Genomic DNA, 25,741 nt, shown 5'->3' with positions numbered 1-25,741 from the left:
GCCCGGGCTCAGTGGATCATGTCGCGGCGCTTGAGCAGCAGATATACGCTGAGCGCCGCCAGTGCGCACAGGATTACGACATAGACGAAGCCCCATTCATTCTCGAGAAAGGGCAGGCCCTTGGTGTTGACGCCGAACAGGCCGGTGATCAGCGTCGCCGGCATCAGTGTCGCGGTCAGGATCGAGAGCACGTAGAGATGGCTGTTGGTCTGGGCGGTCAGGCGCGAGGCAATCTCGTCCTGCAGCAGTCGGGCGCGCTGCTGCACGATCTGTACATCGGTCAGCATGGTGTCGACGCGCTGCAAGAGCCGGCTTGCGGCGCTCTTCACGGTCTCCGGAGCGGCCCGCGTCGAGGCATTCTCCGAAAAGCGACGAAAGAGCTGGTGCAGGCCGTTGAGCTGGCGGTGCAGCCGCACAGTCCGCCGGCGGATCAAACCCAATCGGCGCGCCTCGTCGCTGACGCGCTCGTCGATGACATGGTCCTCGATCGAGTCGGTGTCCTCGGTCAGCTGCATCACCGCTTCGGCGACATCCTCGATGACGAACTCGATGATGCGCTCGAACAGCATCACGGGCGAACTTGCCCGGTAGCCAGCCTCCAATGCGTCGCGCGTCAGGCGCGTCGCCTGCATGGCCTGTCGCCGACCCGTCAGCAGAAACCGGTCGGCGATGATCCAATGCAGCATGCCCATCTCATCGGCGGGGCTGCCGACCTCGCGGATCTGGTCGAAGGTGATGCCCCAGGCGAAGTCACGATTGTGATGGAGGCGCTGATGGTCGTCCTGGGTCAGGAACAGGGTCTGCGCCTCGGCGGGCAGAGCGCTGCAATCGGCGACCCATTGCTTGGCGCGGCCATGCACGAGATCGAGATGGATCCAGACGAACTCGGCCTCGGGGAGCGCAAGGTCGGGCATCTCGCGACGAGGAAGGAGATGCGCACGGCCGTCGGCATCAAAATGGTAGACCCAGACGAACCCGGCCCGGGATTGCAGATCATGGAGCATTCCGGCCACGCCCTGGCGGGCGATTTCTCATAAGGGGTTGCGCTGCCCCGGATCAGGGCGCGCGTATCATGACAGCCTCGTGACAGCGCAACGGGTGCCGCAGAGTCAATCGCGGGCGAGAGAGCCGGTCACTTGTGGATCACGGTTGGCGGTCGCCTTGCCCGGGACGCGCGCGGGAGGCAGCATCTTGAGCGTTGCGCCTCCGGCAGCCTGCGGAGCCTTGGAACCGGCCGATGTCGCGGGCGCGCGGTTTCCGGCTACCTTCGGTTCGCCACCCCGCCACTTCCGGGCCCCGATGTCGAAGCGGCCCTCGCGCCAGGCCGCGAATTCCCGCTCGGAGCCGAAGAAGGCGTTGCGGTCGACATCGCCGGTTATGCCGGGCACGCGTCCTGTGGTGGTGAACTGCCAGAATTCCCATTTGCTGCGCTCATAGCGGTGGCGCAGCGGGGCCGCGGTCGAGCGCAGCCAGTAGGGATGATCGTTGAACTCGCCTTCCAGCACATCCTCGTGGAAGGTGATGTCGGTATAGATGATCGGCTTCTTGCCAGTGTGTTCCTGCAGGCCCTTCAGCATCTCGCTGATCTTGGCGAGCGCCTTATCGCGCGGGATCTTCTTGCCGCAGCTCTCCGACTCGCCGTTCCATTCGACATCGAGCACAGGCGGCAGGGCATCCGGGTCCTTCGGGATATGGCGCTTGAACCAGCGCACCTGATCCTTGGCCGGGCGGCACCAATAGACGAAATGGTAGGCGCCGCGCGCCACGCCGGCCTTCTTCGCCCCCTCCCAGTTCTTGCGGAAATTGGGGTCGAGGTGGTCGCCGCCCTCGGTCGCCTTGATGAAGGCAAAGCGGGTACCGGCATCCTTGACCTTGGCCCAGTCGATCTCGCCCTGCCAGCGCGAGATGTCGATGCCCTGGATCGCCTGGCGGCGTGCATCGCGGACGCCGTGATGGGGCGAGGCGTCGCCCTTCTTGGGATAGAGCGCGAAGGCGGGGCCGGCGCTGCCGAGTGCAAGGCCGAGAACTGCAAGAAAGCACCGCAGTCCCTTGTAATCGGTCTTCATACGCGCCGGCATCCGCCCCTCCTGCATGCAAGCAGTGGTGCGGCAGGCGTGGTTAAGGCGCGGTAAGCGTTCGCTCGGATGCGAGCGGATGATTTCAGGGTTGGTTAACCGGCGCGCCCGCTGAAGCATCGGCCCGAAAAGTGGATTGCGGCTTTTCGGGAAGGCCGATGCAAACACAGAAGGCTCAGATCAGCGGATCGGATGCGAAATCCGGACGGATGATCAGGGCGCTGCTATCCGTCCATCTGCAGTGAGGAAGGCACCGGCTTCAGCGCGCCGGGGATGACGGGGGCGGGCGGAGCCTGGCTGACGGGGGGCTCGAATTCCGGATCATTGACGATGCTGGGGCTGGGCTGTGCCGGGGAGGCGCGCCGCTTGGTCCACTGCCTCCGCCCGATGTCGAACTCGCCATTGATCCAGCCGATGAACTGTTCCTCGTCGCCGAAGAATGAGTTGCGGTCGACATCGCCCTTGATGCCGGGCACGCGGCCGGTCGTGGTGAACTGCCAGAAGGCCCAGGGACGGTTCTCGTAGCGGGTCTCGGGCTTCGCTGCAGTCGAGCGGATCCAGTAGGGATATTCGTTGAACTGTCCCTCCAGCACGTCCTTGTGGAAGGTGATGTCGGTATAGATGATCGGCTTCTTGCCGGTGAGCTGCTCGAGCTCGGTCAGCATGAGCTGGATCTTCTCCAGTGCCAGCGAGCGGTCGATCTTCTGCGGGCAGGTCTTGGAATGGCCGTTCCACTCGACATCGAGCACGGGCGGCAAGGCGCCGGGATCGTTCGGGATGTGCTGCTTGAACCAGACCGCCTGCTCATGGGCGGGGCGGCACCAGAAGACGAAGTGGTAGGCGCCGCGCGGCACGCCGGCCCGGCGGGCGCCTTCCCAGTTGCGCAGAAAGGAGGGGTCGATGTGATCGCCACCCTCTGTCGCCTTCATGTAGACGAAGCGGGTGCCGGCACCCTTGACCGCCGCCCAGTCGATCTCGCCCTGCCAGCGCGAGATATCGATGCCTTGGACGGGATAGTTCAGGGCGCTCGCGACGCCAGGATGCGGCCTGACATCGCCCTTCTGAGGATAGCGGCCTTCGAACGCCACGCAGCCGCCAAGGACCGCGAGTGCGGCGGCGACAAGAAACGGGGCTGCGCGGAGGCGAAACATGCGACGGGGGATCATCTCGCGGAGAATTGCGGAGAAAACTTGACGCCCGGTTTACGTTACCGAAGTTTTCGCATTCGTCACCCCAGGCCGAGCAGAAGCGTGGCGATCCCCAGGAAGGCAAAGAAGCCGACGACGTCGGTGACGGTGGTGACGAAGGTTCCCGATGCAATGGCCGGATCGATGTCGAGCCTGTCGAGCACCAGCGGAATGAGGACGCCCGCAATGGCGGCCGAGATCAGGGTAACGACCATCGCAATCGCGATGACGGCGCCCAGTCCTGCGCTGCCGAACCAGGCTGCGGCGATGGCGCCGGTGATCACGGCAAAGCCGAAGCCATTCACCAGGCCGACGATGAGTTCGCGTGTGAAGAAGCGGCGCAGGTTCCACGCACCAAGTTCCTGCGTGGCCAGTGCGCGGACCGCGACCGTCATCGTCTGAGTTGCGGCATTGCCGCCCTGGCTTGCCACGATCGGCGCCAGGATCGCGAGCGCGACGACTTTCGCGAGCTGATTCTCGAACAGGCTCATCACTGCGGCAGCGAGAAAGGAGGTCATCAGGTTGACGAAGAGCCAGCTGAAGCGGCTCCAGATGATCTTTCGGACCGGGTCCGAGAGCTCTTCGTCGGGATTGACGCCGCCGAGCTGTTTCACGTCCTCGTCGGCGGCTTCTTCGATGACGTCGACGATATCGTCGATGGTCAGCACGCCGACGAGACGGCCGGTCGCATCGATGACCGGTGCCGCAACCAGGTTGTAGCGCTGGAAGAGCCGGGCCACGTCTTCGAGCTCGTCGGTCGCCGCGACGACCCGGCGGTCTTCCTCCAGCAGATCGGAAATCACCACGGGGCGCCGATTTCGCAGCAGCCGGTCCAACCGCACCGTTCCAACGAAATGATGCGCGGGGTCGGCGACGAAGATTTCGAAGAATCGGTCGGGCAGGTCCGCGGTGTCGCGCAGGAAGTCGATGGTCTGGCCGACCGTCCAGAAAGGCGGCACGGCGATGACTTCGCTCTGCATGCGCCGGCCGGCCGTATCCTCGGGATAGTCGAGACCCTGCTGCAGCGCGATGCGCTCGGAGGGTGTGAGCTTGTCCAGAACCTCCTGCTTGTCCGCCTCGTTGAGGTCCTCGAGAATGTAGACCGCGTCGTCGGTGTCGAGTTCGCGCACACCTTCCGCAACGGTCTCAGCCGAGAGCTCTTCGAGAATCTCCTCGCGAACGGTGTCGTCGACTTCGGTCAGTGCCGTGAAGTCGAAATCGGAGCCGAGCAACGAGATCAGGCGCGGGCGCTCATCGGCGTCGAGCGCTTCCAGCAATGCACCGAGGTCGGCCTCGTGCATGTCGGCAACGATGCCGCGCAACGTCGTGATGTCCGAGAGCAGGACGGCCTGGGAGACCTGCTCGACCAGCGCGGGGTCGATCGCGCCATCTTCGTCGCGGATCCTGCGGGTGGCGGATTCGTCGGGAGCGTTTTCGGCTTCGACCATCGGTCCGGCTCCACGATTCGAGGAAAGGGCTTGGATTCGAGGAAGAGGCATGGATTCGAGGGAAGGGCCCCTTGTGTCAGCCGTGGGCTGTGCTGGCAACGCGCCGCGGCGACCTCACGTTTCATTGCAGGCAGGGCCGAAAACCAAAACGGCGACCCGCGAGGGTCGCCGTTTCAAGGCATCAGCCTGAATTTGGTGCGGTCAAGAGGACTCGAACCTCCACGGGTCTCCCCGCTACCACCTCAAGGTAGTGCGTCTACCAATTCCGCCATGACCGCAGCGGCTAAGAGAAAACCGCGGTGAGGCGGTGAACTCCGGAGCGGCGCGGGTCTAACAAATCGAATCCGTCGCGACAAGCTCGTTGTGTGGAAAACTTTGAAATCCTTTTCAGGCGGCCTCGGCAATGGTCTGCGCGCTGAAGACCGTGGGGCGCTTCAGGAGCTCGGTGATCTCGACAGAGATGCGCGAACCGCTGACGACGACATTGCCGCGGGCGAAGGGGTGATTGTTGGCGAGAATCTGAACCTCGTCGTTCTCTGTGGCGTTGAGCTCGATGATCGCGCCGCGGCCCATGCGCAGCAATTTGTAGATCGGCATCTGAGTCGAGCCCAGAACCACGGTGAGCTCCACCGAAACGAGATCGAGATCGGCCTTCAAGTCCTGCCTCCGAAACCCTACTTGCGAATTCAACCAACGAAACTTGCCTGCCGGCCGGCTTCGGCGCATGAGCCTGCCGGCGACTGGCGGTAGCCGGTTAGCGATCGTTGAACAAACAGAGTTAATGCACCGTGAAGACACGTGAGGCGCTTGCGGTTTCATTCCTGGCGCAGCCGGGCTCCGAGCCCGTCGAATGGGTCCATGCCGAGGGGCTAGTCGGCTATGACGAGGCGGTTGCCGAGATGGACACACGTGCGGCGCTGATCGCGGACGGCAAAGCTCGCGAGCGCGTCTGGCTGATCGAACATCCGCCGCTCTATACCGCCGGCACCTCGGCCCGCGAGGCCGATCTGATCGAGCCCGAACGCTTTCCGGTGCATCAGAGCGGCAGGGGCGGGCAGTTCACCTATCACGGTCCCGGCCAGCGGGTGGCCTATGTCATGCTCGACCTGAAGCGTCGCGATCCCGACCTCCGGCGATTCGTCGCCGCCCTCGAAGCCTGGCTGATCGGCACGCTCGAGCGCTTCAATGTCCGCGGCGAGCGGCGCGAGGACCGCGTCGGCGTCTGGGTGCGCCGGCCCGAGAAAGGAGCGGATAGCGAGGACAAGATCGCCGCCATCGGCATCCGCGTCCGGCGCTGGGTCTCGTTCCACGGCATCTCGCTGAATGTCGAGCCGGAGCTCTCGCATTTCGGGGGAATCGTGCCCTGCGGCGTCAGCGACCAGGGCGTGACCTCGCTGGTTGATCTCGGGTTGCCGGTGACGCTCCCGGAGGTCGATTCGATGCTGCGCGCCGAGTTCGAGCGGATCTTCGGGGCGACGGTTCTCGCCTGAGCCTCGACGAAGGCTCTTCATCCTTCGTTCACCATCCGTTGACCAAAGCCGGCCAACCTCCCGCTGTGGGATGAATCGGAAACGGGGACGAAGATGATCCGGACAGTGATGTTCGCGGCCGCCTGCGCGGTCGTGCTGGGTGCCTGCACCACCAACGACAAGATCATCGCCGGCGCGGCTGCCGGCGCCGGCACGGGGGCCCTTATCGGCGGGCCGATCGGAGCGGTTGCGGGGGGCGCGATCGGCGCCGTGGCAGCCCCTGCGGTGGCGCGCTGAGAGCGGGCGGATTTGCGCTCGCGCCCCTGCGCATCCGCGCCGGTTGGCGTTTTTCGCGCGGCGCGCCATAACCCGGCGAGGATTTCTTCGCTTAAGGGAGCGTGCCGTGGCGGTCATCGGAAGCAAGGTCGATCTCAACTCGGCCGAGACGCGCGCCAATGCCGAGGCCTGGGACGGCCTGCGTGCCGAGCTGGCCCGGCACCGCGCGACTGCTGCGCTCGGTGGCAATGCCAAGTCGCGGGAGCGCCACACGGCGCGTGGCAAGCTGCTGCCGCGGGAGCGGGTGCTGCGCCTGCTCGATCCGGGCTCGCCCTTCCTCGAGATCGGGGCGCTGGCCGCCTACGAGATGTATGACAAGGAGATTCACGGCGCAGGCATGATCGCCGGGGTTGGCCGCGTCGCCGGGCGCGAGGTGATGGTCGTCTGCAACGACGCCACCATCAAGGGCGGCACCTACTACCCGATGACGGTGAAGAAGCATTTGCGCGCGCAGGAGATCGCACGCGAGAACCGGTTGCCTTGCGTCTATCTCGTCGATTCCGGCGGGGCGAACTTGCCGCATCAGACCGATGTCTTTCCCGATCGCGAGCATTTCGGTCGGATCTTCTATAACCAGGCGACGCTTTCGGCGGAGGGGATTCCGCAAATCGCCGTCGTCATGGGCTCCTGCACGGCCGGTGGTGCCTATGTGCCGGCGATGTCGGACGAGACGGTGATCGTGCGCCGGCAGGGCACGATCTTCCTGGGCGGCCCGCCGCTGGTGAAGGCGGCGACCGGCGAGGTCGTCTCGGCCGAGGATCTTGGCGGCGCCGATGTCCATGCCAGACTGTCGGGTGTCGCCGATCATTATGCCGGCGACGACACCCATGCGCTCGCCATTGCGCGCCGCATCGCGGCCAACCTGAACAGCGTCAAGCGTCCCGATATCGACATCGCCGAGCCGAGGGAGCCGCTCTACGACCCCGCAGAGCTCGAGGCGGTGGTGCCAACCGACCTGAAGAAGCAGTACGACATCCGCGAGGTCATCGCCCGGCTCGTCGACGGCTCCGAATTCGACGAGTTCAAACGGCTCTACGGCACGACTCTGGTCACCGGTTTTGCCCGCATCCACGGCATGCCGGTCGGCATCATAGCCAATAATGGCATCCTGTTTTCGGAGAGCGCGCTGAAGGGCGCGCATTTCATCGAGCTCTGCTGCCAGCGTCGCATCCCGTTGCTCTTCCTGCAGAACATCACCGGCTTCATGGTCGGCCGCGATGTCGAGACGCGCGGCATCGCCAAGGACGGCGCCAAGCTGGTCACGGCAGTCGCCTCGGCCCGCGTGCCGAAGATCACCGTGCTGGTTGGCGGCTCCTTCGGGGCCGGCAATTACGGCATGTGCGGGCGCGCCTATTCACCGCGTTTCCTCTTCACCTGGCCCAACTCCCGTATCTCGGTGATGGGCGGCGAGCAGGCGGCGAGCGTGCTCGCGACCGTCCGCCGCGACAATATCGAGGCCGAGGGCAAGTCCTGGTCGGCCGAGGAGGAAGAGGCCTTCAAGGCCCCGATCCGCGCGAAATACGAGGATGAGGGCTCGCCCTATCACGCCACCGCGCGGCTCTGGGACGATGGCATCATCCTGCCCTCGGAGACGCGCCGCGTGCTGGCGCTGGCCTTCTCCGCCTGCCTCAACGCCGAGGTGCCGGAAACGCGCTTCGGTGTCTTCCGGATGTGAGGCGGGAGCCAGCCGCCAGCCGCCAGCGGCTCAGCCCAGCACAAATGCCTCATGCACGGCGCTCTGGACGCCTCCGCCCATGATCGGCCCACCACCGGCGACGTGGATGGCATCGCCGACCAGCGCGGCGCCGAGCCCGTGGCGGGGCGTCAGCATTGGAGCGTATTGCTCCCAGGCATCGCCAACGGGGTCATAGGCCTCCATCTGGCCGAAGACCCGGTTGGTGCCTTCGCCGCCCATGACGAAGACCTTTCCGCGGTAGAGCACCGCGCCATGGCCGGAGCGGGCTGTTGGCAGAGGATTGCGCGGCGTCCATTTGTCGGTCGCCGGGTCATAGGCGTGGTGCAGGTTCGAATTGGTGTGGAACGAGTCGACGCGGCCGCCGATGACATGGATCAAGGGGCCGATGGCGAGTGTGCCGGTGTGGTCGCGGGCGGTCGGCAACGGCGCGCGGTTCTCCCAGTTGTCGGCCTTGGGATCGTAGGTCAGGTGCCAGTCGATCGACTTCTTGGAGTCGGTGGTCTCGCCGATGGCGCCGCCAATGACATGCAACCGACCGCCCAGGCCAACAATCGCCGCCGAGCCGACGGGGCGCGGCAGGGACCTGATCTCGGCCCATCTGTCGCTCGCCGGATCATAGACGAAGCAGCGCGGATGCGGCTTGCGATTCTGCTCCAGGAAGCCGCCGATCGCGTAGAGCTTTCCGTCCAGGAAGGCGACGCCGACATGGTTGGCGCCTAGCGGCAACGGAGCGGCATCGCTCCAGCGGTCGGAGGCTGCCTCGTAGACATGGTGATAGGGGCGGTCGACGCGCTGCTCGGCATACCCACCGACGATGTGCATCTTGCCCTCATGCGCCGTCGCCCAGGCCATTTCCGAACGCGGCATCGGCAGCGGCGCCTTCGCCTGCCAGTGGCCGGGATTGGAGGCCTTCGGGGCAGGGGAATCGAAGACGTTCTGCGTCTTTGCGAGTTCCGGCCTGTCGATACGGCCGGGCTGGTTCAGCCGCTCATAGGCGCCGCCATGGTGCTCGTGGCCCGGTTGCTGGGCCAGTGCGGGGGCAGCTGCAAGCGTTGCCGCTCCGGTGGCGACGAAACGGCGGCGGCTCAGGCTGGTCATCATGCATCCTCCCTCGCTACAAGACTATGTCAGCCGCGGGCCTTGGCAAGCGAAAGGGCGGGGACGGGCTTGCGCCAAAGCCTGTTCCGCATACTGCATACGCTGTTATGGTCCGGCCGCCTGAAACGGTTGAAATCACGGGAAGCGCGAGGATACGCATGTCTGGGCACAACAAGGTCGCCATCATCACCGGTGCGGGTTCGGGCGTCGGCCGCGCCGTCGCGATCGCCTTCCTCAAGGACGGGTATCGCACGGTCCTCGCCGGGCGCCGCGCGGATGCGCTGGAGGAGACGATCAAGCTCTCGGGCGCCCCGGCCGCGCAGGCGCTCGCCGTCTCGACCGACGTGACCGACCAGGCCTCCGTGAAGAACCTCTTTGCCAGGACGAAGGAGGCTTTTGGCCGCCTCGACGTGCTGTTCAACAATGCCGGCGTCAATGCGCCCGGCGGAATCCTGCTCGAGGATCTCTCGCTGGAGCAGTGGCAGGCGGTGGTCGACACCAACCTGACCGGGCCGTTCCTCTGCACGCAGGAGGCCTTCAAGCTGATGAAGGACCAGAGCCCGCGCGGCGGTCGCATCGTCAACAACGGCTCGATCTCGGCGCAGGTGCCGCGCCCGAACTCGGCCGCCTATACCGCGACCAAGCACGCGATCAGCGGCCTGACCAAGACCGCATCGCTCGACGGGCGCAAATACGACATCGCGGTCGGCCAGGTCGATATCGGCAATGCACTGACCGAGATGGCGCAGAAGATGACGACCGGCGTGCCGCAGGCCGACGGCTCAATCAAGGTCGAGGCGGTGATGGACGTGGCGCATGTCGCCTCCACGGTTCTGCACATGGCGAGCCTGCCGATCGAGGCCAATGTGCTGTTCGTCACGGTGATGGCGACCAAGGCGCCGCTGGTCGGGCGCGGCTGATCCCTCGGCGTCACGGCTGGGCCTGTCCCGGTCATGACGCCCTTGCGTCGCCAGCGCGTTGCAGGACTGTGGGATGCCGGCCATGAGGAGCGCCTTGCATGTCCGCGTTCGAGACGAACACGCCGTTTGAAGACATGGACGGTCGGGGCGAGCCCGGCCATGACAGCAAGGCGCAGGCGCGCATGGCCCGTGCCTATCGCCTGACCATCTGGGGCATCGCGCTCGGCATTTTCCTGTTCGCCGCCCATGTCGTGCTCTGGGCGCACGGCATCGGCAACGCCCAGCTGCTCAAGGACGGCGTCGACTGGGTCTACGACGTCCTGCTCTACGGCATCGCCGCGCTGGTCTTCGGCCGTGACGAGCGGGCCGAGCGCTGGGCCGCGCTCGGTATCGGGGCCGTCATGGCGGTCGCCGGTATCCACACGCTCTACGATCTCTGGGACAAGATCGTCAGCCCAAGGCCGATCGAGATCTGGACGCTCGGCTTCTCCGCGGCGAGCGCGATCGTCATCGCCATCCTGATCGTCGCCCTGCTCTGGCGCTTCCGCCGCGAGACCAATCCGGTGATCAAGGCGACCTGGCTCTCCAGCCGCAACGACGTGATCTCGACCACCGGCTTTGCGCTGCTTGGTCTCGTCGCCCGCGTCGCCCCGGTGCGCTGGCCGGAATATCTGTTTGACCTCATCGTGGCCGGCATCTGCTTCCAGGCGACCTGGGCGATCTGGAAAGCTGCCCGGGTGCCGCAGGATAAAACCCTCCCAGCGGAAGCCTGACACGGGCCTTTCGGAAGGATCTTCCCCTACGGCAGGCGCCGGGGGACGGTTCTTGTCCGCATCCGGCAAACAAAAAAATCCTGTTCGGCTGTTCCTATGCGGCCCCGGCGGCGACGATCTCCCTCCTGATTTCTCGATCAAATGGACGGAGTTGAGGCGATATGGCTGGGAAGACGCGACTGGGGTGGGTGCTCGGTTCGGTGCTGGGGGCGCTGGCATCGATGGGGGCAGCCTGGGCGAATGGCGGCCCGCTGGTAACGACCGAATGGCTCGAGCAGAACCTCGCGAATCCGACGCTTCGCATCGTCGAGGTCAGCGTCGAGCCTGGGCTCTATGAACGCGGCCATATCCCGGGGGCGCAGAATGTCGTCTGGCACACCGATCTGGTCGAGACCGTGTCACGGGATATCGCGACGCCTGAGAAATTCCAGGCGCTGGCCCGCAAGCTCGGCCTCGACAAGGATACGACGGTCGTCCTCTACGGCGACAGCAACAACTGGTTCGCCGCCTGGGGCGCCTGGGTGTTCGACATCTACGGCCTGCGCGACAACGTGAAGCTGCTCGATGGTGGCCGCAAGAAATGGGAGCTGGAGAAGCGCCCGGTCGCGACCAGTCCGGCGCCGGTCAAGGCGTCGGGCTTCACCGTCTCCCAACCCAACCGCACGCTGCGCGCGCGGCTGACGGATGTCGTGAATGTCGTCGAAAGGAAGTCGGATGCCCGCATCCTCGACATCCGCTCGCCCGACGAGTTCTCGGGCAAGATCATCGCACCGGCAGGGTTCCAGGAACTGGCGCTCCGCGCCGGCCATATCCCTGGCTCCGTCAACCTGCCCTGGGCACGCGCAGTCAACCAGGCTGATGGCACGATCAAGCCGGTCGAGGAGCTGAGGAAGCTCTATGCCGAGATCGGTATCGACGGCTCGAAACCGATCATCACGACCTGCCGGATCGGCGAGCGATCGAGCCATAGCTGGTTCATCCTGTCGCGCCTGCTGGGCTACCAGGTCGCCAATTATGACGGTTCCTGGACCGAGTATGGCAATGTCGTCGGCCTGCCGATCAACAACCCGGCGGGCACGGTCTGGAGCGGCAAGTGAACGACAGGCTGGCCAGTCTGCCCGGGCAGCATCCATGAGCATGTCCGACGACACTGGCGCGCTCGATTATCATCGGGCGCGCGAAGCCGCCTTGGACGGGGTTGCGGCCGATGAGCTGCAGTTCCCGCCTGTGCGCTTCGTGGCCGCGACCGCCGTCGCGCTGGGGCTCGCCGGGGCGATCCATCTCGTCGGAACCCATGGCGACCCCGCACCCCAATTGCAGCTCTCGCTGATCCTCGGCGCGGTCTTCGGTTTCGTGCTGCAGCGCTCCCGCTTCTGCTTCCTCTGCATCTGGCGGGACTGGCTCGACCGGCGCGACCCGCGCGGTCTGCTCGGTATCCTGACTGCGCTTGCGGTCGGCATCGTCGGCTATACCCTGATCTTCGGAGCCTGGCTGCCCGACCCGTCGGGGGCACGGCTGCCGCCGACGGCCCATATCGGTCCGGTCGGTCCTGTACTGGTTCTGGCGGGCCTGGCTTTCGGCGCCGGCATGGCGATCTCCGGCTCCTGCATCAGTGCCCATTGGTACAGACTGGGCGAAGGCTCGCCGACCGCGCCCTTCGCGCTGATCGGGGCCGGGTTTGGCTTCGGGCTCGGTTTCCTGAGCTGGAACGAACTCTACCTGCTCAGCATCTCGGAATCCGCGGTGCTCTGGCTGCCGCGCCATCTCGGCTATGCCGGCGCGCTGCTAGGTGGCCTTGGCGCGCTGGCCGCGCTGGCGCTCGTGCTGTTGCGGGTAGGGCGGCCGATCGGCGGGACCGAAGCGGAGTCACAAGCCCCTTTGCATCAGGTCTTCGTCGCGCGCTGGCCGTCCTGGCTCGGCGGTCTCTTCGTCGGCCTCGTCGGCATTGCAGCCTATCTGCGGCTGAGCCCGCTCGGCGTCACGGCTGAACTCGGCTCGCGCTCACGGCAGGTGGCGAACGCTTTCGACCTGCTGCCGGAGCGGCTGGAAGGGCTCGACAGCTTTCGCGGCTGCGCCACGGTGATCCGTGACGCCTTGCTGACGCCGAACGGTCTGTTCGTCATCGGCCTTGTGCTGGCGTCCTTCTGCGCTGCGCTCGCTTCGGGCGAGTTCAGGCCGAGCCTGCCGCGTCCGGCACAGATCCTGCGCGGGATTCTGGGTGGCGTGCTCCTCGGTTGGGGAACGCTGGTCGGGCTTGGCTGCACAGTCGGCACGTTGCTCTCGGGCGTATCGGCGGGAGCGCTCTCCGGCTGGGTCTTTGGAGGGGCGTTGCTGGTTGGCGCTACGGTCACGCTGAAACTCGGCCGCCGGCTCGGAGTGCTGAGTTAGGCCGGGCCCTCCTTCTGAGCGCAGCGAAGCAATCGAAAGGGTTGCGCTGTTGCCTCGCGATCGGTCAGTCGGCTGCGCCTCTTCCCAAGGTGGGGAGGGGGCGCAGCGCGAGGAGCCGCGCATCCGCAGATGCGCAATGGCGCGCAGACATCGCCGTGCGGATTGCTATAACGGGGCAGACGTTCAAAGGACGCCGCCCATGACGATCGCCGAGAAACTGCCTTCCATCCTGATCGCCAATCGCGGCGAGATCGCCTGCCGCGTTATCCGCACGGCCAGGCGCCTGGGTCTGCGCACCATCGCGGTCTATTCCGACGCCGATGAGGATGCGCTCTTCGTCGAGATGGCGGACGAGGCCTATCGGATCGGTCCGGCTCCAGCCCGTGAAAGCTATCTCGACGCCGAGAAGATCCTGGCCGTTGCCCGGCAGGCGAATGCTGCCTGTATCCATCCGGGCTACGGCTTCCTCTCCGAGAATGCCGATTTCGCCGATGCCTGCACTGCTGCCGGCATCGTCTTCGTCGGCCCGCCGGCCTCGGCCATTCGCGCCATGGGCCTGAAGGATGCAGCCAAGGCGCTGGTCGAGAAGGCGAAGGTACCGGTGGTCCCGGGCTATCACGGCGCCGAACAGGATCTCGGCTTCCTCGCGGGGCAAGCCGATGGCATCGGTTATCCCGTGCTGATCAAGGCGGTCGCCGGCGGCGGCGGCAAGGGCATGAAGAAGGTCGACCGGCCCGAGGACTTTGCCGACGCGCTCTCGAGCGCCCAACGCGAGGGCAAGAGCGCCTTTGGCGATGCGCGCGTGCTGGTTGAAAAATACGTGCTTTCGCCGCGCCATGTCGAAATCCAGGTGTTTGGCGACAGCCATGGCAATGTGGTCCACCTCTACGAGCGCGACTGCTCGCTGCAGCGCCGGCACCAGAAGGTGATCGAGGAGGCGCCGGCTCCGGGCATGAGCGCCGAGGTCCGCGCGGCGATGGGCAAGGCAGCCACAGAGGCCGCACGCGCCGTCGGCTATGTCGGCGCCGGCACGGTCGAGTTCATCGCGGATGGGCGCGAGGGCCTGAAGGCCGACCGCTTCTACTTCATGGAGATGAACACGCGCCTCCAGGTCGAGCATCCCGTCACGGAGGCGATCACCGGGCTCGATCTGGTCGAGCTCCAGCTCAAGGTCGCGGCCGGCGAGCCGCTCGGCTTCGCCCAGGCCGACGTGCAGGCGAATGGGCATGCCGTCGAAGCGCGGCTCTATGCCGAGGATCCCGAGAAGGGGTTCCTGCCGTCGACCGGCAAGCTCTGGGCGCTGCAATTTCCTGAAGGAGAGGGCATCCGCGTCGATACCGGTGTCGAGGCCGGCGACACGGTGACGCCGTTCTACGATCCGATGATTGCCAAGGTCATCGCCCATGGCGCCAATCGCAATGAGGCGCTCGACCGGCTGGCGGAGGCGCTGGGCGAAACGATCGTCGCCGGGCCGCGTACCAATCTCGCCTTCCTCAAGCACCTGGCCGAGGCCGAGGGCTTCCGGCACGGGCCATTCGATACCGGTTTCATCGATCGCAATCTCGATGCGCTGGGTGCCGTGCCGCAGCCGCTCGATGCCGCGGCGGTGGCTGCTGCCGCCCTGCAGCTCGAGGAACAGCGCCAGGAGGCCGGCCTCGTTGCCGCGACAGCCCATGAGGTCGGGGCGCTTTCGCCCTGGGTCGTTCCCGATGCCTTCTCGCTGATGCCGCGCCTGCCGCTTGGCCTGCCGCTTTCGGTCGACGGCGAACGGATCGATGCCCGGATCGAGTGGCATGATGAGGGGGCGCGCGTCAGCCTGCCCGGCCATGAGATCGATGAGGGCGAGCACGAGGTCACGCTGGCGCAGGCCGAGCGTGGCGTCTGGTTCGCGCTGCACCGCGGGCGGCAGACGACGGTTTCGCTCTACGATCCGTTTGCTGTCGATCTCGACGCTGCCGCGGGGTCTGGTGGCGTCATCAAGGCGCCGATGCATGGCAAGCTGATCGCGCTCTTCGTCCAGCCCGGCGAGCTGGTCACCAAGGGCCAGCGGCTCGCGATCGTCGAGGCGATGAAGATGGAGCACGTGCTGACGGCTCCGCGCGACGGCACCGTGACCGAAGTCGCGGGGCAGCCGGGGGCACAGGTGGCCGAGGGCGCCAAGGTCGTGGTGCTGGGAGAGGCGGGCTCCAACTGATTTCGGTTATCCCAGGGTTGCTGGCCCGCCATCGTTGATGCCACCGCCGTGCTTCAGCGGGGATAGCCCTGTGCCAGCCGGGAATTGGACCGGCTCTAGGTTTCATCGAGGAGCGCCGCAGCCTTTTCCGCGATGGCGAAATTGACCTCCGCCGGGTCGCCGTCGCCGAGGAACCAGGCAGCAGACAATCCGCACCAGGCCAGGATCCAGCCTAGCAGGCGGCGGCGTTCCAGCCCCGATTTCTCCAGGACGATTTCCAGCCGGCGCTCGAAACAACCTGGGACGATGGCGACTGGTGGATCGGGGTCGGCGAGATCGGGATCGCAGAACAGGATCGTGTACTCGAAGGCGCGGTCGCCGAGCACGCATTTCGGGTCGATGGCGAGCCAGCCGCGCGACTCGAAATCGAGCACGTTATCGTGGTGGAGATCGGCATGTAGCGGCACGATCTCGCGCTGCGCCGGGAGCAATTCGGTCGCCGCCGCAGCAGAGCGCGCCAGGATGCCACCCCGCTGCGCCGCCATCGGAAACAGGTCCGCAAACCAGGTTTCGAGCGGTATGAGACCGGCCGGCGCCTGGCCGCGCGGCTTGTGCAGCTCCGCGGCCGCGTGGCACAGGATCGCCGTCGCCTCATCGTCGGCATCGGCGCTGCTGCGAGCCATGGCCGAGAGCGAACGCCGGCCGGTCGCACGTTCGAGCAGCATGGCGTCGCCGGTCGAAGTGCGGGCGAGCAGCCGTGCCGCACCCTCGCCAGCCCAGTACTCCAGCGGCAAATAGCCGAGGCGCTCGTCCGGCGCATCCGGGAGTTTCAGCATGGCGGGGGCGCCGCGATGCCTGACCGGGAGAAGGTGGCTGCTATGGGTGGCGATCGGCTCGCCATCGGGCACCAGGCCCCAGCGTGCGAGATGGGGCGCGAAGTCATAGTCCGGCATGGCGCCTCAGGTCGCCTGCGTGCGGTTGCGGCCGATGAGCGGATATTGCTCGACCTCGTAGATCTGGCCGGAGACCGGTGCGCTGTCGTCGGAGAGCCAGAACGCTGTGTGGGCGGCGATCTCGTCGGGCTGCATGATCCGGCCGGTCGGGGCGAAGACCGGCGAAACATGGTTCTGCCAGCCCGGCTCGCGCCCCTCGCGCTGCTGGGTCGCATCCTCGTTTGCCGTAAAGGTCCAGCCGACATTCAGCGCGTTGACCCGGATGCGTTCCTGCCCGAGCGCATCGGCGAGATTACGCGTCATCGTCGTCAATGCGCCCTTCGACATGGAATAGACCGTCAGGTCGCTCTGGCCGCAGAGCGCGTTGATCGAACCGACGGTGACGATGGCGCCTCCGGATTTCTGGAGGCGGAAGGCGGCGATCGCCGCCTCGGCGCACAGAAGCGGGGCGCGGGTATTGATCGCGAAGACATGGTCGAAGAAGGCGGCCGTGGTCTCGCCGATGACACCGCGTGGATAGATGCCGGCATTGTTGACCAGTCCGTCGATGCGGCCAAAGGCCCGAACGGTGGCATCGACAAGGGCTTGGGCGGTCGCGGGCTCGGCGAGCTCGCCGGTCGCGCCTTGCGTGGAGGCTCCGAGCTTGGTGCAGGCCGCAGCCACATGCGCGTCGTCCTGGCCATGAACCAGGACCTTGGCGCCTTCGGCGACGAGACGCTCCGCCATCGCATATCCGATGCCCGATGTGCTTCCGGTTACGAGAATGGCCTTGCCGGCAAGTCCGCGCATGTTCTGGGTCTCCTTCTCCAGTTACTGAGGTATCGCGTCTCTCGGCCGTCGTCATCCCGGGCTGGCGCAAGCAAGGCCCGGAGATGGGTGAGAGCGGGCGATCCGGCCACTGTGGAGAAACTCCGGCAATGCTGGCCCGGTTCGCCGGCGAGGACTAATATGCTGCCATGGCCTTGCACATGCTCAAACTCTGCGTCGGCGCCGAATCCATTCGCGATCTCGAGGAATGGGTCGAGGAGCAGATGGCGTTGATGCGCCGGCTCGGCCGCCGGGAGGAACAGACCCATACCACCCGCATGGTGCCGAAGCGCATCGAGGAGATCGTCGATGGCGGCTCGCTCTACTGGGTGATCAAGGGGCAGATCTCGGCGCGCCAGCGACTGACGGATATCCGGCCGTTCACCGATGGCGAGGGCATCGGGCGCTGCCATCTGGTGATGGAGCCGGTCGTGATCCCGGTCGAACCGCGGCCGTTCCGCCCCTTCCAGGGCTGGCGCTATCTGCAACCCAAGGACGCCCCGCGCGACATCGGCCAGCACGGCGGCGACCTCGCCGAGATGCCGGAAGAGATGAGGCGCGAACTGGCTGGGCTGGGACTGCTCTAGGTCGGCGTTCTCTCGCGGAGCGGCCGATTGCGCCCCGAAGGGCTGCTCGGGGTCCGGGTTGGCCCGTCACACGGAAATATTGTCGATCAGCCTCGTTCCGCCGAGGCGCGCCGCGACCAGCAGTCTGATCGGGCCGTCGGCCAGGCCGGTGACGGGCGCCAGCGTCTCGGCATGGCGGGCCTCGAGATAGTCGAGCTCGAAGCCGGCGGTGATGATCTCGCTTTGCGCCTGACCGACCGCCTGGAAGAGCGGGTCCTCGTTGCGGATGCGCATGGCAAGGTTTTGCATGACACGGTGGAGCACGGGCGCCAGCGCGCGTTCCTCAGGGGAGAGGTAGCGGTTGCGTGAGGACATCGCGAGGCCGTCCGGCTCGCGATGGGTCGGCGCGGGGATGATTTCGATGCCGAGATCGAGATCCGCCGCCATCCGCGTCACCACCTTGAGCTGCTGGTAGTCCTTCTCGCCGAAGACGGCGCAATCAGCCCGGCTCTGGGTGAACAGCTTGCAGCAAATCGTCGCGACACCTTCGAAATGCGTCGGCCGGAAGCGATCGTCGAGGCCGACGGCGGCCGGACCGAGCAGCAACACGCGGCTGGCGAAGCCCGGCGGGTACATCTCCTCGACCGAAGGGAAGAAGATCGCGTCCGCCTGCGCGGCTTCGAGCAAGCTGCGGTCGGTGTCGAATGTGCGCGGATATTTTTTGAAGTCTTCGTGCGGGGCGAACTGAGTCGGATTGACGAAGATCGAGACCACAACGCGGCGCGCATGCTGCTGTGCCAGCTTTACCAGCGCGATATGGCCCTCATGCAGGGCGCCCATCGTGGGCACCAAGGCGACCCTTTCGCCCGCTGCGTGCCAGCCCGCCACCGCCCGGCGCAGGTCCCGGACCGTCTCCACCACCGCCACCTGCGTCATCGGTTCTCTCTCCATCGGCCGGAGACGGGTAGCAAATGCCGGAGCGATGGCCAATATCAGGTTTGGATTCGAGTTTGGCAGCCTGATGCGCCCGGGACCCTGATGACGCGAGAGACCGACAAGGCTGTAGGCAAGGCGGCGGGCGTTTCGCCCAATGCGCCACAGGCCGGCCATTCCGCGCCGGGCGAGATCGACAGGTTCCTCGGCGCCGCCAGGCAGCTCGCGCCGCTTGCGACCGGCCAAGCCGGCCGGCTCGTTTTCGCGCTCGACGCCACGATGAGCCGCCAGCCGACCTGGGACCTGGCCTGCTCCCTGCAGGCAAGAATGTTCGAGGTCGCAGCCGGCTCCGGCGGGCTCGCCGTTCAACTCGTCTATTTCCGCGGCTTTGCCGAATGTCGCGCCTCGGGCTGGATCGGCGAGCCGCGCCGCCTGACCGGGCTGATGATGCAAATTGCCTGCGAAGGCGGGCAGACCCAGATCTCGCGCGTGCTCAGGCACGTCCGCGACGAGGCCAGGGCGGTCCCGGTGCGCGCCTTCGTCTTCGTCGGCGATGCGATGGAGGAGGACGTGGACACGCTCGCCACCCTTGCCGGCGAACTCGGCCTGCGCGGCATTCGCGGCTTCATGTTCCAGGAAGGGGGCGATCCTGCGGCAAGCGCTGCCTTCGCTACCATCGCGCGGCTGTCCGGTGGCGCCTATGCGCGTTTCGACGCGACTGCGCCGGGCTCGCTGCTCGATCTGCTGCGCGGCGCTGCCGCCTATGCCAGCGGAGGGCGCGAAGCGATGCTGAAGCTTGCCGGCGGGAGCCCCGCCGTGAAGGGCCTGATCGCCGCGATGGATGGAGGCCGTCGGTGACGCTGCTTTACGGCATCGCCGTGGTGATCCTGCTCTGGTGGGTTTCGAAGCTCTTCACCGGGGCCAATCCGCAACTGCTGGCGAAGGCGCTGAAGACGCTGGGTGGCGTTCTTTCGCTCGGCGTGGCGGCTCTCATGATGCTGCGAGGCCGGCTCGACATGGCGATCTTCGTCGGCGGTATCGGAGCCTGGCTCCTCGGCTGGAGCGCCTATGGGCCCGGTGGAATGCGCTTTCCCTGGAGCAGCGGCGCCCGAGAGACACCGGGCGCGCGCTCGCGGGTCTCGTCGACATTGCTGGAGATGGAACTCGACCATGACAGCGGCGGCATGACCGGCAAGGTCAAGGCAGGCGCCTTCGCCGGCCGCGATCTCGATGCCTTGAGCCTCGACGAGATCGCCCGTCTGATGCGGGACTGCCTGGCGCAGGACCCGGAGGGAGCGCGGCTGCTAGAGGCTTATCTCGACCGCCGGACGCCCGGCTGGCGTGAACACGCTGATGGTCACCGCGACGCGGGGCAGGGCGGCGCGACGCGCCCGGGCGCGATGACGCAACAGGAGGCCTACGAGATCCTGGGGCTTCAGCCTGGGGCGGGCGAGGAGGCGGTCCGCGAGGCCCATCGAGCCCTGATGAAGCGGATCCACCCGGACGCCGGAGGCACCAGCGGGCTTGCTGCTCGCGTCAATCAGGCCAAGGATGCTCTGCTGAAGTGAGATTCCGGGCTGGAACGACATGGCTGAGGTCCTTTCCCAGTTCGTTCAGCCGCGGATGGCGAAGCAGGAGAAGCCGTCGCGCTTGAGCTTGGCGCAGGCGTTCTGAGCGTCCTTCGGATCCTCGAAGCCGGCGAAGCGGGCGCGGAAGAGCGTGGTGCCACCCTTCTCGACCTTCTCGGTGAAGGGGGATGCCTCGGCGAGCGGGCCAGCCGCCTTGGCGCGGGCCTTGGCCAGGATATCCTTGGCCTTGGCTTCGTCATCGGTGGCGCCGAGCTGGATCACCCATTTGCCGGACGGGATCGCGGTGGCACCGCTGCGCGCATCGCTCGCCTTGTTGTTGTCCTGGGCCTTGGCGAGCGTCGTGGTGCCGGCAGAGGGAGCCTTGGCCTGGGCGATCGCCGGGGCGACTTCAGGCTGGCGCAATTCGACCTTGGCGGGCTCGGGAGCCCGGGCGACGGGCTTTTCTTCAGGTTCGGCAACCTTCGCGATCGACGAGGTGACATCGACATTCGCCGGCGGCCGCAGGATCTTGCCGTCAACCGGCGGAGCGCCGATCGACCAGCGCATGGCCGAGGGCGTCGTCGTCGCGGTGACGGGACGCATGCCGGAGAGCGGCAGTGGCTGAGCGCTGAGATTGATCGGGCGCGGCGGCGCGATCGGTGTGGTGGTGGTCGCGGCATAGGCGCGGGCAGCCGCCGGGATTTCCGGCTCGCTCTCGACGCGCGGACGCGGCACCGGCCTCGGCGCGGGCTCGCTGGCGGCGGCATGCTGGACGGGAGCCGCAGCAACCTGGGTCGCCTGATGCGGACGCTCCTGCGCCGGCTCGGCCTCGGCGACCATGGGGGCGGACCGTCCGCCAGCCGCGGCGCGCGGCAGGTTGGCGACGACCAGGTCGGCCATGATCTTGTCACGGCTGGCGCCGGAGCGGCCGCCGAGCACGACCGAGACGATCTGGCGACCGTCGGACTTGGCCGAGGTCATCAGGTTGAAGCCCGAGGCGTTGGTGTAGCCGGTCTTGATGCCGTCCACGCCCTCGACGCGGCCGAGCAGCTTGTTGTGGTTGCGATAGGCGCCGCCCGCATAGTTGAACACGCGGGTCGAGAACATCGGGTAATAGCGCGGGAAGCGTTCCTGGATCGCGCGGGCGAGAATGGTGAGGTCGCGCGCCGTCGTCAGGTTCGGAGGATTATGCGGCAGGCCATGCGGATTGTAGAAGCTGGTCCGGCTCATGCCGAGCGAGCGGGCGCGCGCCGTCATCATCCGTGCGAATTCGTCCTCGGAGCCGCCGACATTCTCGGCCACCGCCATGGCGACGTCATTGGCGGATTTGGTGATCAGCGCCATGATCGCGTCGCGCACCTCGATCGTCTCGCCGGGCGCGAAGCCGATCTTGGAAGGCGCTTGGCGCGCCGCGTTGGACGAGACCGTCAGCTCTGAATTCATGTTGAAGCGGCCGCGCTCGAGCTGCTCGAACAGCAGATAGAGCGTCATGACCTTGGTGAGGGAGGCGGGGATGCGCGGGGCATCTTCATTCGCCGCGTGCAGCGTGCGACCGCTCTTCACGTCGACGACCATCGCCGCATATGGGGGCGTATAGCCACCACCCACATGGCGCCGCTTCTTGCGTGCGGCCTCGGCAGGGGACGCGGCCACGCTGAGCGCGACGGCGACAACACCGATCAGTCCGACAAATGCGCGAAGACGCACGCGTCGGGAACCAACGCTACCAGAACTCATGCAACCCGCCTCAACCCAATACTACTGTTCCCCGGTCTCCGCGGCGTCTGGCGACGTGGCGCGAAGGACACAGTTGGGAAGGTTAGGACGATGGGGTTACGGAGCCGTTAAACGGCGAAAGATCGTGAGCCGATCCCCGTCTCGGGTCGGCTCCGGGCAGAATGATATTACCTAGCGTTTGATGCATTGCAGCGCGGCCTTGACTTTTATGTTGCGCTGCACAATATACCGGAAGTCCCCGGTGGTGAACAGTTTCATCAGGCCTTGGGGCGTGGAAACAGGGCCTACGGGCTCGCCAGCAAGGAGGCAACGCTGACGCGTTGTGGGAAGAATGATCCAGCAGTTCGAGACGATCCAGAAGGCTTCCAAGGATAACGTTGATGCGGCTCTGAAGGCCTTCGGCGTCACCTCGAAGGGCGTGCAGACCATTGCCGTCGAAGCCACCGACTATGCCAAGAAGTCCTTCGAGGCCGGCACTGCCGCCATCGAGAAGCTGGCCGGCGTCAAGACGCTCGACAAGGCGCTCGAGATCCAGGCCGACTTCATCAAGACCTCGTTCGAGGGGGCCGTTGCCCAGATGACCAAGATGGGCGAGCTCTACAGCGCGCTGGCCAAGGACGCCTACAAGCCGTTCGAAGGCATCGTCGCCAAGGTCACCCCGACCGCCAAGTGATATCTGGCCTGCTGCCGCGCCGCCTCACAGCGGCGCGATGCGGGAAGATTGAGTTGAGTTTGGGGAAGCCCGGCCATCTGGTCGGGCTTTTTCTTTGCAAAGGCACGCAAGCTCCCGATGGAGCCCCCGCTTTGAGTGCAGATCAGCCCAATCGCCTTTGAGCGCTGCCAACCCGGGGAGGGGCAGAGAGGGGCGGTGCTCCGGCCTTACCGTGAGAGCGAGAGGATGTTCAGGCCCGCGACATTTGCCTCGATCTGCCGCCAGCCCAAGGGAAGGTAGAAGGGCGCGTTGTCGGGCGTGGCGCAGAGATAGACCGTTGGAAAGCCCGCCTCGAAGGCCCTTGCCGCCGCGGCCTGCACCAGCGCCGCTCCTATGCCCCGTCGGCGATGCTCGGGATCGACCCATAGCGCCGCAACCCAGGGGCTGTAGCCGGGCCGCTCGTCCATATCGCTGTCGATCAACGACACCGTCCCAAGGAACTGCTCGCCAACTGCCGCAACAAGCGCAGCCGGGATCGCTTCGGGGCCGAGGCTTTGCCGGACGCGGTCGTCGATCTGCTCAAGGGCGTATCCCTCGTCGCGCCACCATGCCTTCCAGATTCGGTCGGAGACCGCCTCGCGGAAATGTGGCCGCTCGCTCAGAGCCGCAATCTCGATGGTCTGGTCGATCGTCGTCATCATCGCACAGGCTTTTCCATGGGGCAGCCCGCAATGGCAAGCCAAAGGCGATCGCGCTATGAGGGAAGGCGAAGTTGCGCTGGCCACGGGGGCGGCGAAGATGCGGAACCGGACTGCGGGGCGCCACACGACATGATCGTTACCGGCTCGGATGCCTGCACCACCTTTGAGACCGAACGACTCTTGCTTCGTTCACGTACGCTGGCGGACACCAATGATTGCGTTCTCATGGATCGTGAGCCGGAGGTCACCCGCTATGTCAGCGGTCCATGGTCCAACGCATCTGCCCACCGCGAATTCATCGAGAATCGGACGTCTGGGCTGTGGCTGCCAGGCATGGGCTACTGGACGATCGTGCTGCGACAGGATCCCGCCATTTTCGTCGGATGGGTGCTCTTGATTCCCGTCGACGCAGTCGGACCGGAAATCGAGATCGGCTGGCGGCTACGCCAGCGGTTCTGGGGCCAGGGATTGGCTACGGAGGCCGCGCGACCCGTTCTGACCCACGCGTTCGAGGTGCTGAAACTCGCAGAGGTCGTTGCGGAGATCGACCCCGACAATCTCGGTTCCCTTCGGGTTGCGGAGAAGATTGGATTGAAGCAGCGGGGGCCCGTGCTGCATTCAGCCAGGCCCGCTGTCCGGTATTCACTGACCCTCGGCGAGGTCGCCGGGGCTTCCTAGTGCTTTCGAGCGCCTGGACTGACGGCGGTGGCCGAAGCGAACGGCGTTGTCGGGTTTATCGTCGCGCTGCGTCTTCGCCGGTCCGGTGCCGGATGGCTGTTTCAGGTCAGCAATGCCGACCTGGCTTCCGTATCGGTCTTTCCTTGGGGCATGAACCGTCGGAAGATACCCTCGAAGCCTGTCAGCCGAGACGGTGTCCGGTACACCCATGAGCGAACCAACTAGCACAGGGGAGGTGCGCAGGAAGCGGCGAGCCGCAAAGCTCCTTGCCGCGACCCTCATCCTCTATCTCGGCATCAGCTATCTCATCCTGCCCGCGGTCTGGACCCGCATCGAGCATGAGCCGGAGCTTTCAACACGGACGATGTTGACCGCGAATGCGCAGGGAATTCCGGGTGATCCGATCAATGTTGGCCTGATCGGCACGCGCGACGATGTCGTGCGTGCGTTTCATGCGGCCGGCTGGTATCCCGCCGATCCGGTTACCCTCCGGACGAGCCTGGAAATCATCGGGAGCGTCCTGCTCGACAGGCCCTACAAGACCGCGCCGGTCAGCCCTCTCTACTTCGAGGGACGACGCGAGGACCTGGCATTTGAAAGGCCGGCGGGCACCAGTGCCGATCGCCGCGAGCATGTGCGGCTCTGGCAGGCGCTTGCAAACGGAACGGATGCCCGTCCTGTCTGGCTCGGCTCGGCAACCTTTGACAGCGGGGTGACGCTCAGCCGCGATACCGGACAGGTGACGCATCGCATTGCTCCCAATATCGACGAAGAGCGCAACAGGTTGATCGACGGGCTGAACAGTGCCCGCATGGTGGTCGGCATCGATCAGATGAAGGGCATTGGTCCGATGCTGACAGGCCGCAACGCTGAGGGCGATCCCTATTATTCCGATGGCGAGATTTGGATAGCCCGCCTCGTCATCGCTGGAGGCGAGGCTGCCAAGCCTGCCGAGACCACGGCGCCACCGCCCCTGATACAGCTAAAGGATGCCGCGTTCTCCCTGGGGGCTCGCCTCTTCGCTGATTGACGACGCCTTCGGTTTGGCAGGGGTGTACCGCTCTCCCGGCGATGCGCTGCGCCGGTTGCAATGCGCGGCTGCTCCGTCGCGGAGCCGCGCACTTCAAAGGTTGCGCCTGTCAGAACCTGACGTCGAGCCTGCCCTTGAGGGCATGATCGCGGGCGTTGTCGCCAAGCGCGGCGCTGTAGCTGACGCCAAGTGTGGTGGTCGCCGTGGCGCGCCAGGCGAGGCCGGCCTCGGCCACCAGGGCGTTGCGGGCAAGCGGGGCGGCAAAGGTCTGGAACGGTGTTGCGGCGCCGATGAAGGCGAGATTGGCCGCGGGTGTGGTGTCGCCGAAGGCATGGCGCCAGCCGAGCATGCCGCGGGCCAGCAGCGGCGTGGCGCCCAACTGCATCTCGGCCCGCAGGCCGAGTGTCGAGAAGCCGAGGCGCTGGTCGCGGCCGAGCACCTGCAGTGCGGTGGGGCCACCTGTCTCGGCGTCGCGGCTGGTGCGGACCGTGACGGCTGCGATCTGCGCAAAGGGCTCGAACGAGACCGGCCCGTAGGGCAGGGCGTAGCCAAT

General features: G+C 66.1%; 26 protein-coding genes and 1 tRNA gene. 14 read left to right on the top strand and 13 right to left on the bottom strand.

What is annotated here, in order from left to right:
- Window positions 1-8: 8 nt before the first annotated feature.
- The 6 genes from AB4099_RS31765 to AB4099_RS31740 form a co-directional block, all read right to left on the bottom strand.
- Window positions 9-1,004, bottom strand: coding sequence for a CorA family divalent cation transporter (locus AB4099_RS31765; protein WP_113517740.1), 996 nt, complete (start codon window positions 1,002-1,004; stop codon window positions 9-11).
- Between the two features lie 105 nt (window positions 1,005-1,109).
- On the bottom strand, window positions 1,110-2,078 hold the full coding sequence (locus AB4099_RS31760) for a glycoside hydrolase family 25 protein (RefSeq protein ID WP_441481020.1): 969 nt from the start codon (window positions 2,076-2,078) through the stop codon (window positions 1,110-1,112).
- 221 nt (window positions 2,079-2,299) lie between these two features.
- Window positions 2,300-3,226 (bottom strand): glycoside hydrolase family 25 protein, encoded by a 927-nt coding sequence (locus AB4099_RS31755; protein WP_441481019.1) that lies wholly within the window; start codon window positions 3,224-3,226, stop codon window positions 2,300-2,302.
- 77 nt (window positions 3,227-3,303) lie between these two features.
- A complete protein-coding gene (gene mgtE / locus AB4099_RS31750; RefSeq protein ID WP_113517737.1) occupies window positions 3,304-4,710 on the bottom strand; it encodes a magnesium transporter in 1,407 nt (468 codons plus the stop codon).
- Window positions 4,711-4,903: 193 nt separating this feature from the next.
- Window positions 4,904-4,988 (bottom strand) — tRNA-Leu (locus tag AB4099_RS31745).
- A 109-nt stretch (window positions 4,989-5,097) separates the two neighbouring features.
- Window positions 5,098-5,367: a FliM/FliN family flagellar motor switch protein gene (locus AB4099_RS31740; protein ID WP_074471588.1), complete on the bottom strand. Its 270-nt coding sequence runs from the start codon at window positions 5,365-5,367 to the stop codon at window positions 5,098-5,100.
- A 131-nt stretch (window positions 5,368-5,498) separates the two neighbouring features.
- On the opposite strand from AB4099_RS31740, the gene lipB reads away from it, so the two are divergent.
- The 3 genes from lipB (at window position 5,499) to AB4099_RS31725 (ending at window position 8,190) form a co-directional block, all read left to right on the top strand.
- Entirely contained in the window at window positions 5,499-6,200 is a 702-nt protein-coding gene (gene lipB, locus AB4099_RS31735; RefSeq protein ID WP_441481018.1) for a lipoyl(octanoyl) transferase LipB, read from the top strand.
- A gap of 93 nt (window positions 6,201-6,293) precedes the next feature.
- Entirely contained in the window at window positions 6,294-6,476 is a 183-nt protein-coding gene (locus AB4099_RS31730; RefSeq protein ID WP_113517734.1) for a hypothetical protein, read from the top strand.
- Window positions 6,477-6,582: 106 nt separating this feature from the next.
- Entirely contained in the window at window positions 6,583-8,190 is a 1,608-nt protein-coding gene (locus tag AB4099_RS31725) for a carboxyl transferase domain-containing protein (RefSeq protein WP_441481017.1), read from the top strand.
- A 30-nt stretch (window positions 8,191-8,220) separates the two neighbouring features.
- Here the strand turns inward: AB4099_RS31725 and AB4099_RS31720 are convergent, their stop codons facing one another.
- The gene (locus AB4099_RS31720) at window positions 8,221-9,309 is read right to left on the bottom strand and encodes a Kelch repeat-containing protein (RefSeq protein ID WP_441481016.1); all 1,089 of its coding nucleotides are present in this window, start codon (window positions 9,307-9,309) and stop codon (window positions 8,221-8,223) included.
- Between the two features lie 158 nt (window positions 9,310-9,467).
- Here AB4099_RS31720 and AB4099_RS31715 point away from each other — a divergent pair, with 158 nt between their 5' ends.
- From AB4099_RS31715 to AB4099_RS31695, 5 genes are all read left to right on the top strand, one after another.
- Complete coding sequence (locus AB4099_RS31715; protein ID WP_441481015.1) at window positions 9,468-10,229, top strand: SDR family oxidoreductase; 762 nt, start codon at window positions 9,468-9,470, stop codon at window positions 10,227-10,229.
- A 98-nt stretch (window positions 10,230-10,327) separates the two neighbouring features.
- Window positions 10,328-11,002 carry a cation efflux transmembrane domain-containing protein gene (locus AB4099_RS31710; protein WP_441481014.1) on the top strand — a complete coding sequence of 225 codons (675 nt, stop codon included), beginning with the start codon at window positions 10,328-10,330 and terminating at the stop codon, window positions 11,000-11,002.
- Window positions 11,003-11,223: 221 nt separating this feature from the next.
- Entirely contained in the window at window positions 11,224-12,099 is an 876-nt protein-coding gene (locus tag AB4099_RS31705) for a sulfurtransferase (protein WP_441481032.1), read from the top strand.
- A gap of 40 nt (window positions 12,100-12,139) precedes the next feature.
- Window positions 12,140-13,390 carry a YeeE/YedE family protein gene (locus tag AB4099_RS31700; RefSeq protein ID WP_441481013.1) on the top strand — a complete coding sequence of 417 codons (1,251 nt, stop codon included), beginning with the start codon at window positions 12,140-12,142 and terminating at the stop codon, window positions 13,388-13,390.
- A gap of 199 nt (window positions 13,391-13,589) precedes the next feature.
- Window positions 13,590-15,584, top strand: coding sequence for an acetyl/propionyl/methylcrotonyl-CoA carboxylase subunit alpha (locus tag AB4099_RS31695; protein WP_441481012.1), 1,995 nt, complete (start codon window positions 13,590-13,592; stop codon window positions 15,582-15,584).
- A 95-nt stretch (window positions 15,585-15,679) separates the two neighbouring features.
- Here AB4099_RS31695 and AB4099_RS31690 read toward each other — a convergent pair whose 3' ends face one another.
- Both AB4099_RS31690 and AB4099_RS31685 read right to left on the bottom strand, forming a co-directional pair.
- The gene (locus AB4099_RS31690; RefSeq protein ID WP_441481011.1) at window positions 15,680-16,516 is read right to left on the bottom strand and encodes an aminoglycoside phosphotransferase family protein; all 837 of its coding nucleotides are present in this window, start codon (window positions 16,514-16,516) and stop codon (window positions 15,680-15,682) included.
- A 6-nt stretch (window positions 16,517-16,522) separates the two neighbouring features.
- Entirely contained in the window at window positions 16,523-17,305 is a 783-nt protein-coding gene (locus tag AB4099_RS31685; protein WP_441481010.1) for an SDR family NAD(P)-dependent oxidoreductase, read from the bottom strand.
- Between the two features lie 167 nt (window positions 17,306-17,472).
- On the opposite strand from AB4099_RS31685, the gene AB4099_RS31680 reads away from it, so the two are divergent.
- Entirely contained in the window at window positions 17,473-17,910 is a 438-nt protein-coding gene (locus AB4099_RS31680) for a DUF1489 family protein (RefSeq protein ID WP_113519247.1), read from the top strand.
- A 66-nt stretch (window positions 17,911-17,976) separates the two neighbouring features.
- Here AB4099_RS31680 and panC read toward each other — a convergent pair whose 3' ends face one another.
- Window positions 17,977-18,825, bottom strand: a complete 849-nt coding sequence (gene panC, locus AB4099_RS31675) for a pantoate--beta-alanine ligase (protein ID WP_113519246.1) — start codon at window positions 18,823-18,825, stop codon at window positions 17,977-17,979.
- 102 nt (window positions 18,826-18,927) lie between these two features.
- Between panC and AB4099_RS31670 the strand changes: the two genes are divergently transcribed.
- Window positions 18,928-19,680 carry a VWA domain-containing protein gene (locus tag AB4099_RS31670; RefSeq protein ID WP_441481009.1) on the top strand — a complete coding sequence of 251 codons (753 nt, stop codon included), beginning with the start codon at window positions 18,928-18,930 and terminating at the stop codon, window positions 19,678-19,680.
- A complete protein-coding gene (locus AB4099_RS31665; protein WP_113519244.1) occupies window positions 19,677-20,390 on the top strand; it encodes a J domain-containing protein in 714 nt (237 codons plus the stop codon). Before AB4099_RS31670 ends, AB4099_RS31665 begins: the two co-directional genes overlap by 4 nt.
- 45 nt (window positions 20,391-20,435) lie before the next feature.
- Here AB4099_RS31665 and AB4099_RS31660 read toward each other — a convergent pair whose 3' ends face one another.
- Window positions 20,436-22,127 (bottom strand): SPOR domain-containing protein, encoded by a 1,692-nt coding sequence (locus AB4099_RS31660; RefSeq protein ID WP_113519243.1) that lies wholly within the window; start codon window positions 22,125-22,127, stop codon window positions 20,436-20,438.
- A gap of 331 nt (window positions 22,128-22,458) precedes the next feature.
- Here AB4099_RS31660 and AB4099_RS31655 point away from each other — a divergent pair, with 331 nt between their 5' ends.
- Complete coding sequence (locus AB4099_RS31655; protein ID WP_069880213.1) at window positions 22,459-22,800, top strand: phasin family protein; 342 nt, start codon at window positions 22,459-22,461, stop codon at window positions 22,798-22,800.
- 206 nt (window positions 22,801-23,006) lie between these two features.
- On the opposite strand, the gene AB4099_RS31650 is transcribed toward AB4099_RS31655, so the two are convergent.
- Window positions 23,007-23,480, bottom strand: a complete 474-nt coding sequence (locus AB4099_RS31650) for a GNAT family N-acetyltransferase (RefSeq protein ID WP_113519242.1) — start codon at window positions 23,478-23,480, stop codon at window positions 23,007-23,009.
- A 129-nt stretch (window positions 23,481-23,609) separates the two neighbouring features.
- Between AB4099_RS31650 and AB4099_RS31645 the strand changes: the two genes are divergently transcribed.
- Window positions 23,610-24,158, top strand: a complete 549-nt coding sequence (locus tag AB4099_RS31645; protein ID WP_113519241.1) for a GNAT family N-acetyltransferase — start codon at window positions 23,610-23,612, stop codon at window positions 24,156-24,158.
- 208 nt (window positions 24,159-24,366) lie between these two features.
- A complete protein-coding gene (locus AB4099_RS31640; protein ID WP_441481008.1) occupies window positions 24,367-25,188 on the top strand; it encodes an LssY C-terminal domain-containing protein in 822 nt (273 codons plus the stop codon).
- Window positions 25,189-25,297: 109 nt separating this feature from the next.
- Here the strand turns inward: AB4099_RS31640 and AB4099_RS31635 are convergent.
- On the bottom strand, window positions 25,298-25,741 hold a 444-nt coding region (locus AB4099_RS31635), incomplete at its 5' end, for an autotransporter outer membrane beta-barrel domain-containing protein (RefSeq protein ID WP_441481007.1).

Origin of the sequence: Allobosea sp. 2KB_26, from assembly GCF_052115715.1 — a bacterium.
Classification (GTDB): Bacteria; Pseudomonadota; Alphaproteobacteria; order Rhizobiales; family Beijerinckiaceae; genus Allobosea.
The sequence above is the reverse complement of the archived record's forward strand: the minus strand, read 5'-3'. Positions and strand labels throughout refer to the sequence as shown.

Excerpts from the sequence above, each read along its gene's own strand:
- AB4099_RS31765 (WP_113517740.1), bottom strand. The coding sequence starts at position 1,004 with ATGCTCCATGATCTGCAATCCCGGGCCGGGTTCGTCTGGGTCTACCAT.
- AB4099_RS31760 (WP_441481020.1), bottom strand. The coding sequence starts at position 2,078 with ATGCCGGCGCGTATGAAGACCGATTACAAGGGACTGCGGTGCTTTCTT.
- AB4099_RS31755 (WP_441481019.1), bottom strand. The coding sequence starts at position 3,226 with ATGTTTCGCCTCCGCGCAGCCCCGTTTCTTGTCGCCGCCGCACTCGCG.
- mgtE (WP_113517737.1), bottom strand. The coding sequence starts at position 4,710 with ATGGTCGAAGCCGAAAACGCTCCCGACGAATCCGCCACCCGCAGGATC.
- AB4099_RS31730 (WP_113517734.1), top strand. The coding sequence starts at position 6,294 with ATGATCCGGACAGTGATGTTCGCGGCCGCCTGCGCGGTCGTGCTGGGT.
- AB4099_RS31720 (WP_441481016.1), bottom strand. The coding sequence starts at position 9,309 with ATGACCAGCCTGAGCCGCCGCCGTTTCGTCGCCACCGGAGCGGCAACG.
- AB4099_RS31715 (WP_441481015.1), top strand. The coding sequence starts at position 9,468 with ATGTCTGGGCACAACAAGGTCGCCATCATCACCGGTGCGGGTTCGGGC.
- AB4099_RS31710 (WP_441481014.1), top strand. The coding sequence starts at position 10,328 with ATGTCCGCGTTCGAGACGAACACGCCGTTTGAAGACATGGACGGTCGG.
- AB4099_RS31705 (WP_441481032.1), top strand. The coding sequence starts at position 11,224 with ATGGGGGCAGCCTGGGCGAATGGCGGCCCGCTGGTAACGACCGAATGG.
- AB4099_RS31700 (WP_441481013.1), top strand. The coding sequence starts at position 12,140 with ATGTCCGACGACACTGGCGCGCTCGATTATCATCGGGCGCGCGAAGCC.
- AB4099_RS31695 (WP_441481012.1), top strand. The coding sequence starts at position 13,590 with ATGACGATCGCCGAGAAACTGCCTTCCATCCTGATCGCCAATCGCGGC.
- AB4099_RS31690 (WP_441481011.1), bottom strand. The coding sequence starts at position 16,516 with ATGCCGGACTATGACTTCGCGCCCCATCTCGCACGCTGGGGCCTGGTG.
- AB4099_RS31685 (WP_441481010.1), bottom strand. The coding sequence starts at position 17,305 with ATGCGCGGACTTGCCGGCAAGGCCATTCTCGTAACCGGAAGCACATCG.
- AB4099_RS31680 (WP_113519247.1), top strand. The coding sequence starts at position 17,473 with ATGGCCTTGCACATGCTCAAACTCTGCGTCGGCGCCGAATCCATTCGC.
- panC (WP_113519246.1), bottom strand. The coding sequence starts at position 18,825 with ATGACGCAGGTGGCGGTGGTGGAGACGGTCCGGGACCTGCGCCGGGCG.
- AB4099_RS31670 (WP_441481009.1), top strand. The coding sequence starts at position 18,928 with ATGACGCGAGAGACCGACAAGGCTGTAGGCAAGGCGGCGGGCGTTTCG.
- AB4099_RS31660 (WP_113519243.1), bottom strand. The coding sequence starts at position 22,127 with ATGAGTTCTGGTAGCGTTGGTTCCCGACGCGTGCGTCTTCGCGCATTT.
- AB4099_RS31655 (WP_069880213.1), top strand. The coding sequence starts at position 22,459 with ATGATCCAGCAGTTCGAGACGATCCAGAAGGCTTCCAAGGATAACGTT.
- AB4099_RS31650 (WP_113519242.1), bottom strand. The coding sequence starts at position 23,480 with ATGATGACGACGATCGACCAGACCATCGAGATTGCGGCTCTGAGCGAG.
- AB4099_RS31645 (WP_113519241.1), top strand. The coding sequence starts at position 23,610 with ATGATCGTTACCGGCTCGGATGCCTGCACCACCTTTGAGACCGAACGA.
- AB4099_RS31640 (WP_441481008.1), top strand. The coding sequence starts at position 24,367 with ATGAGCGAACCAACTAGCACAGGGGAGGTGCGCAGGAAGCGGCGAGCC.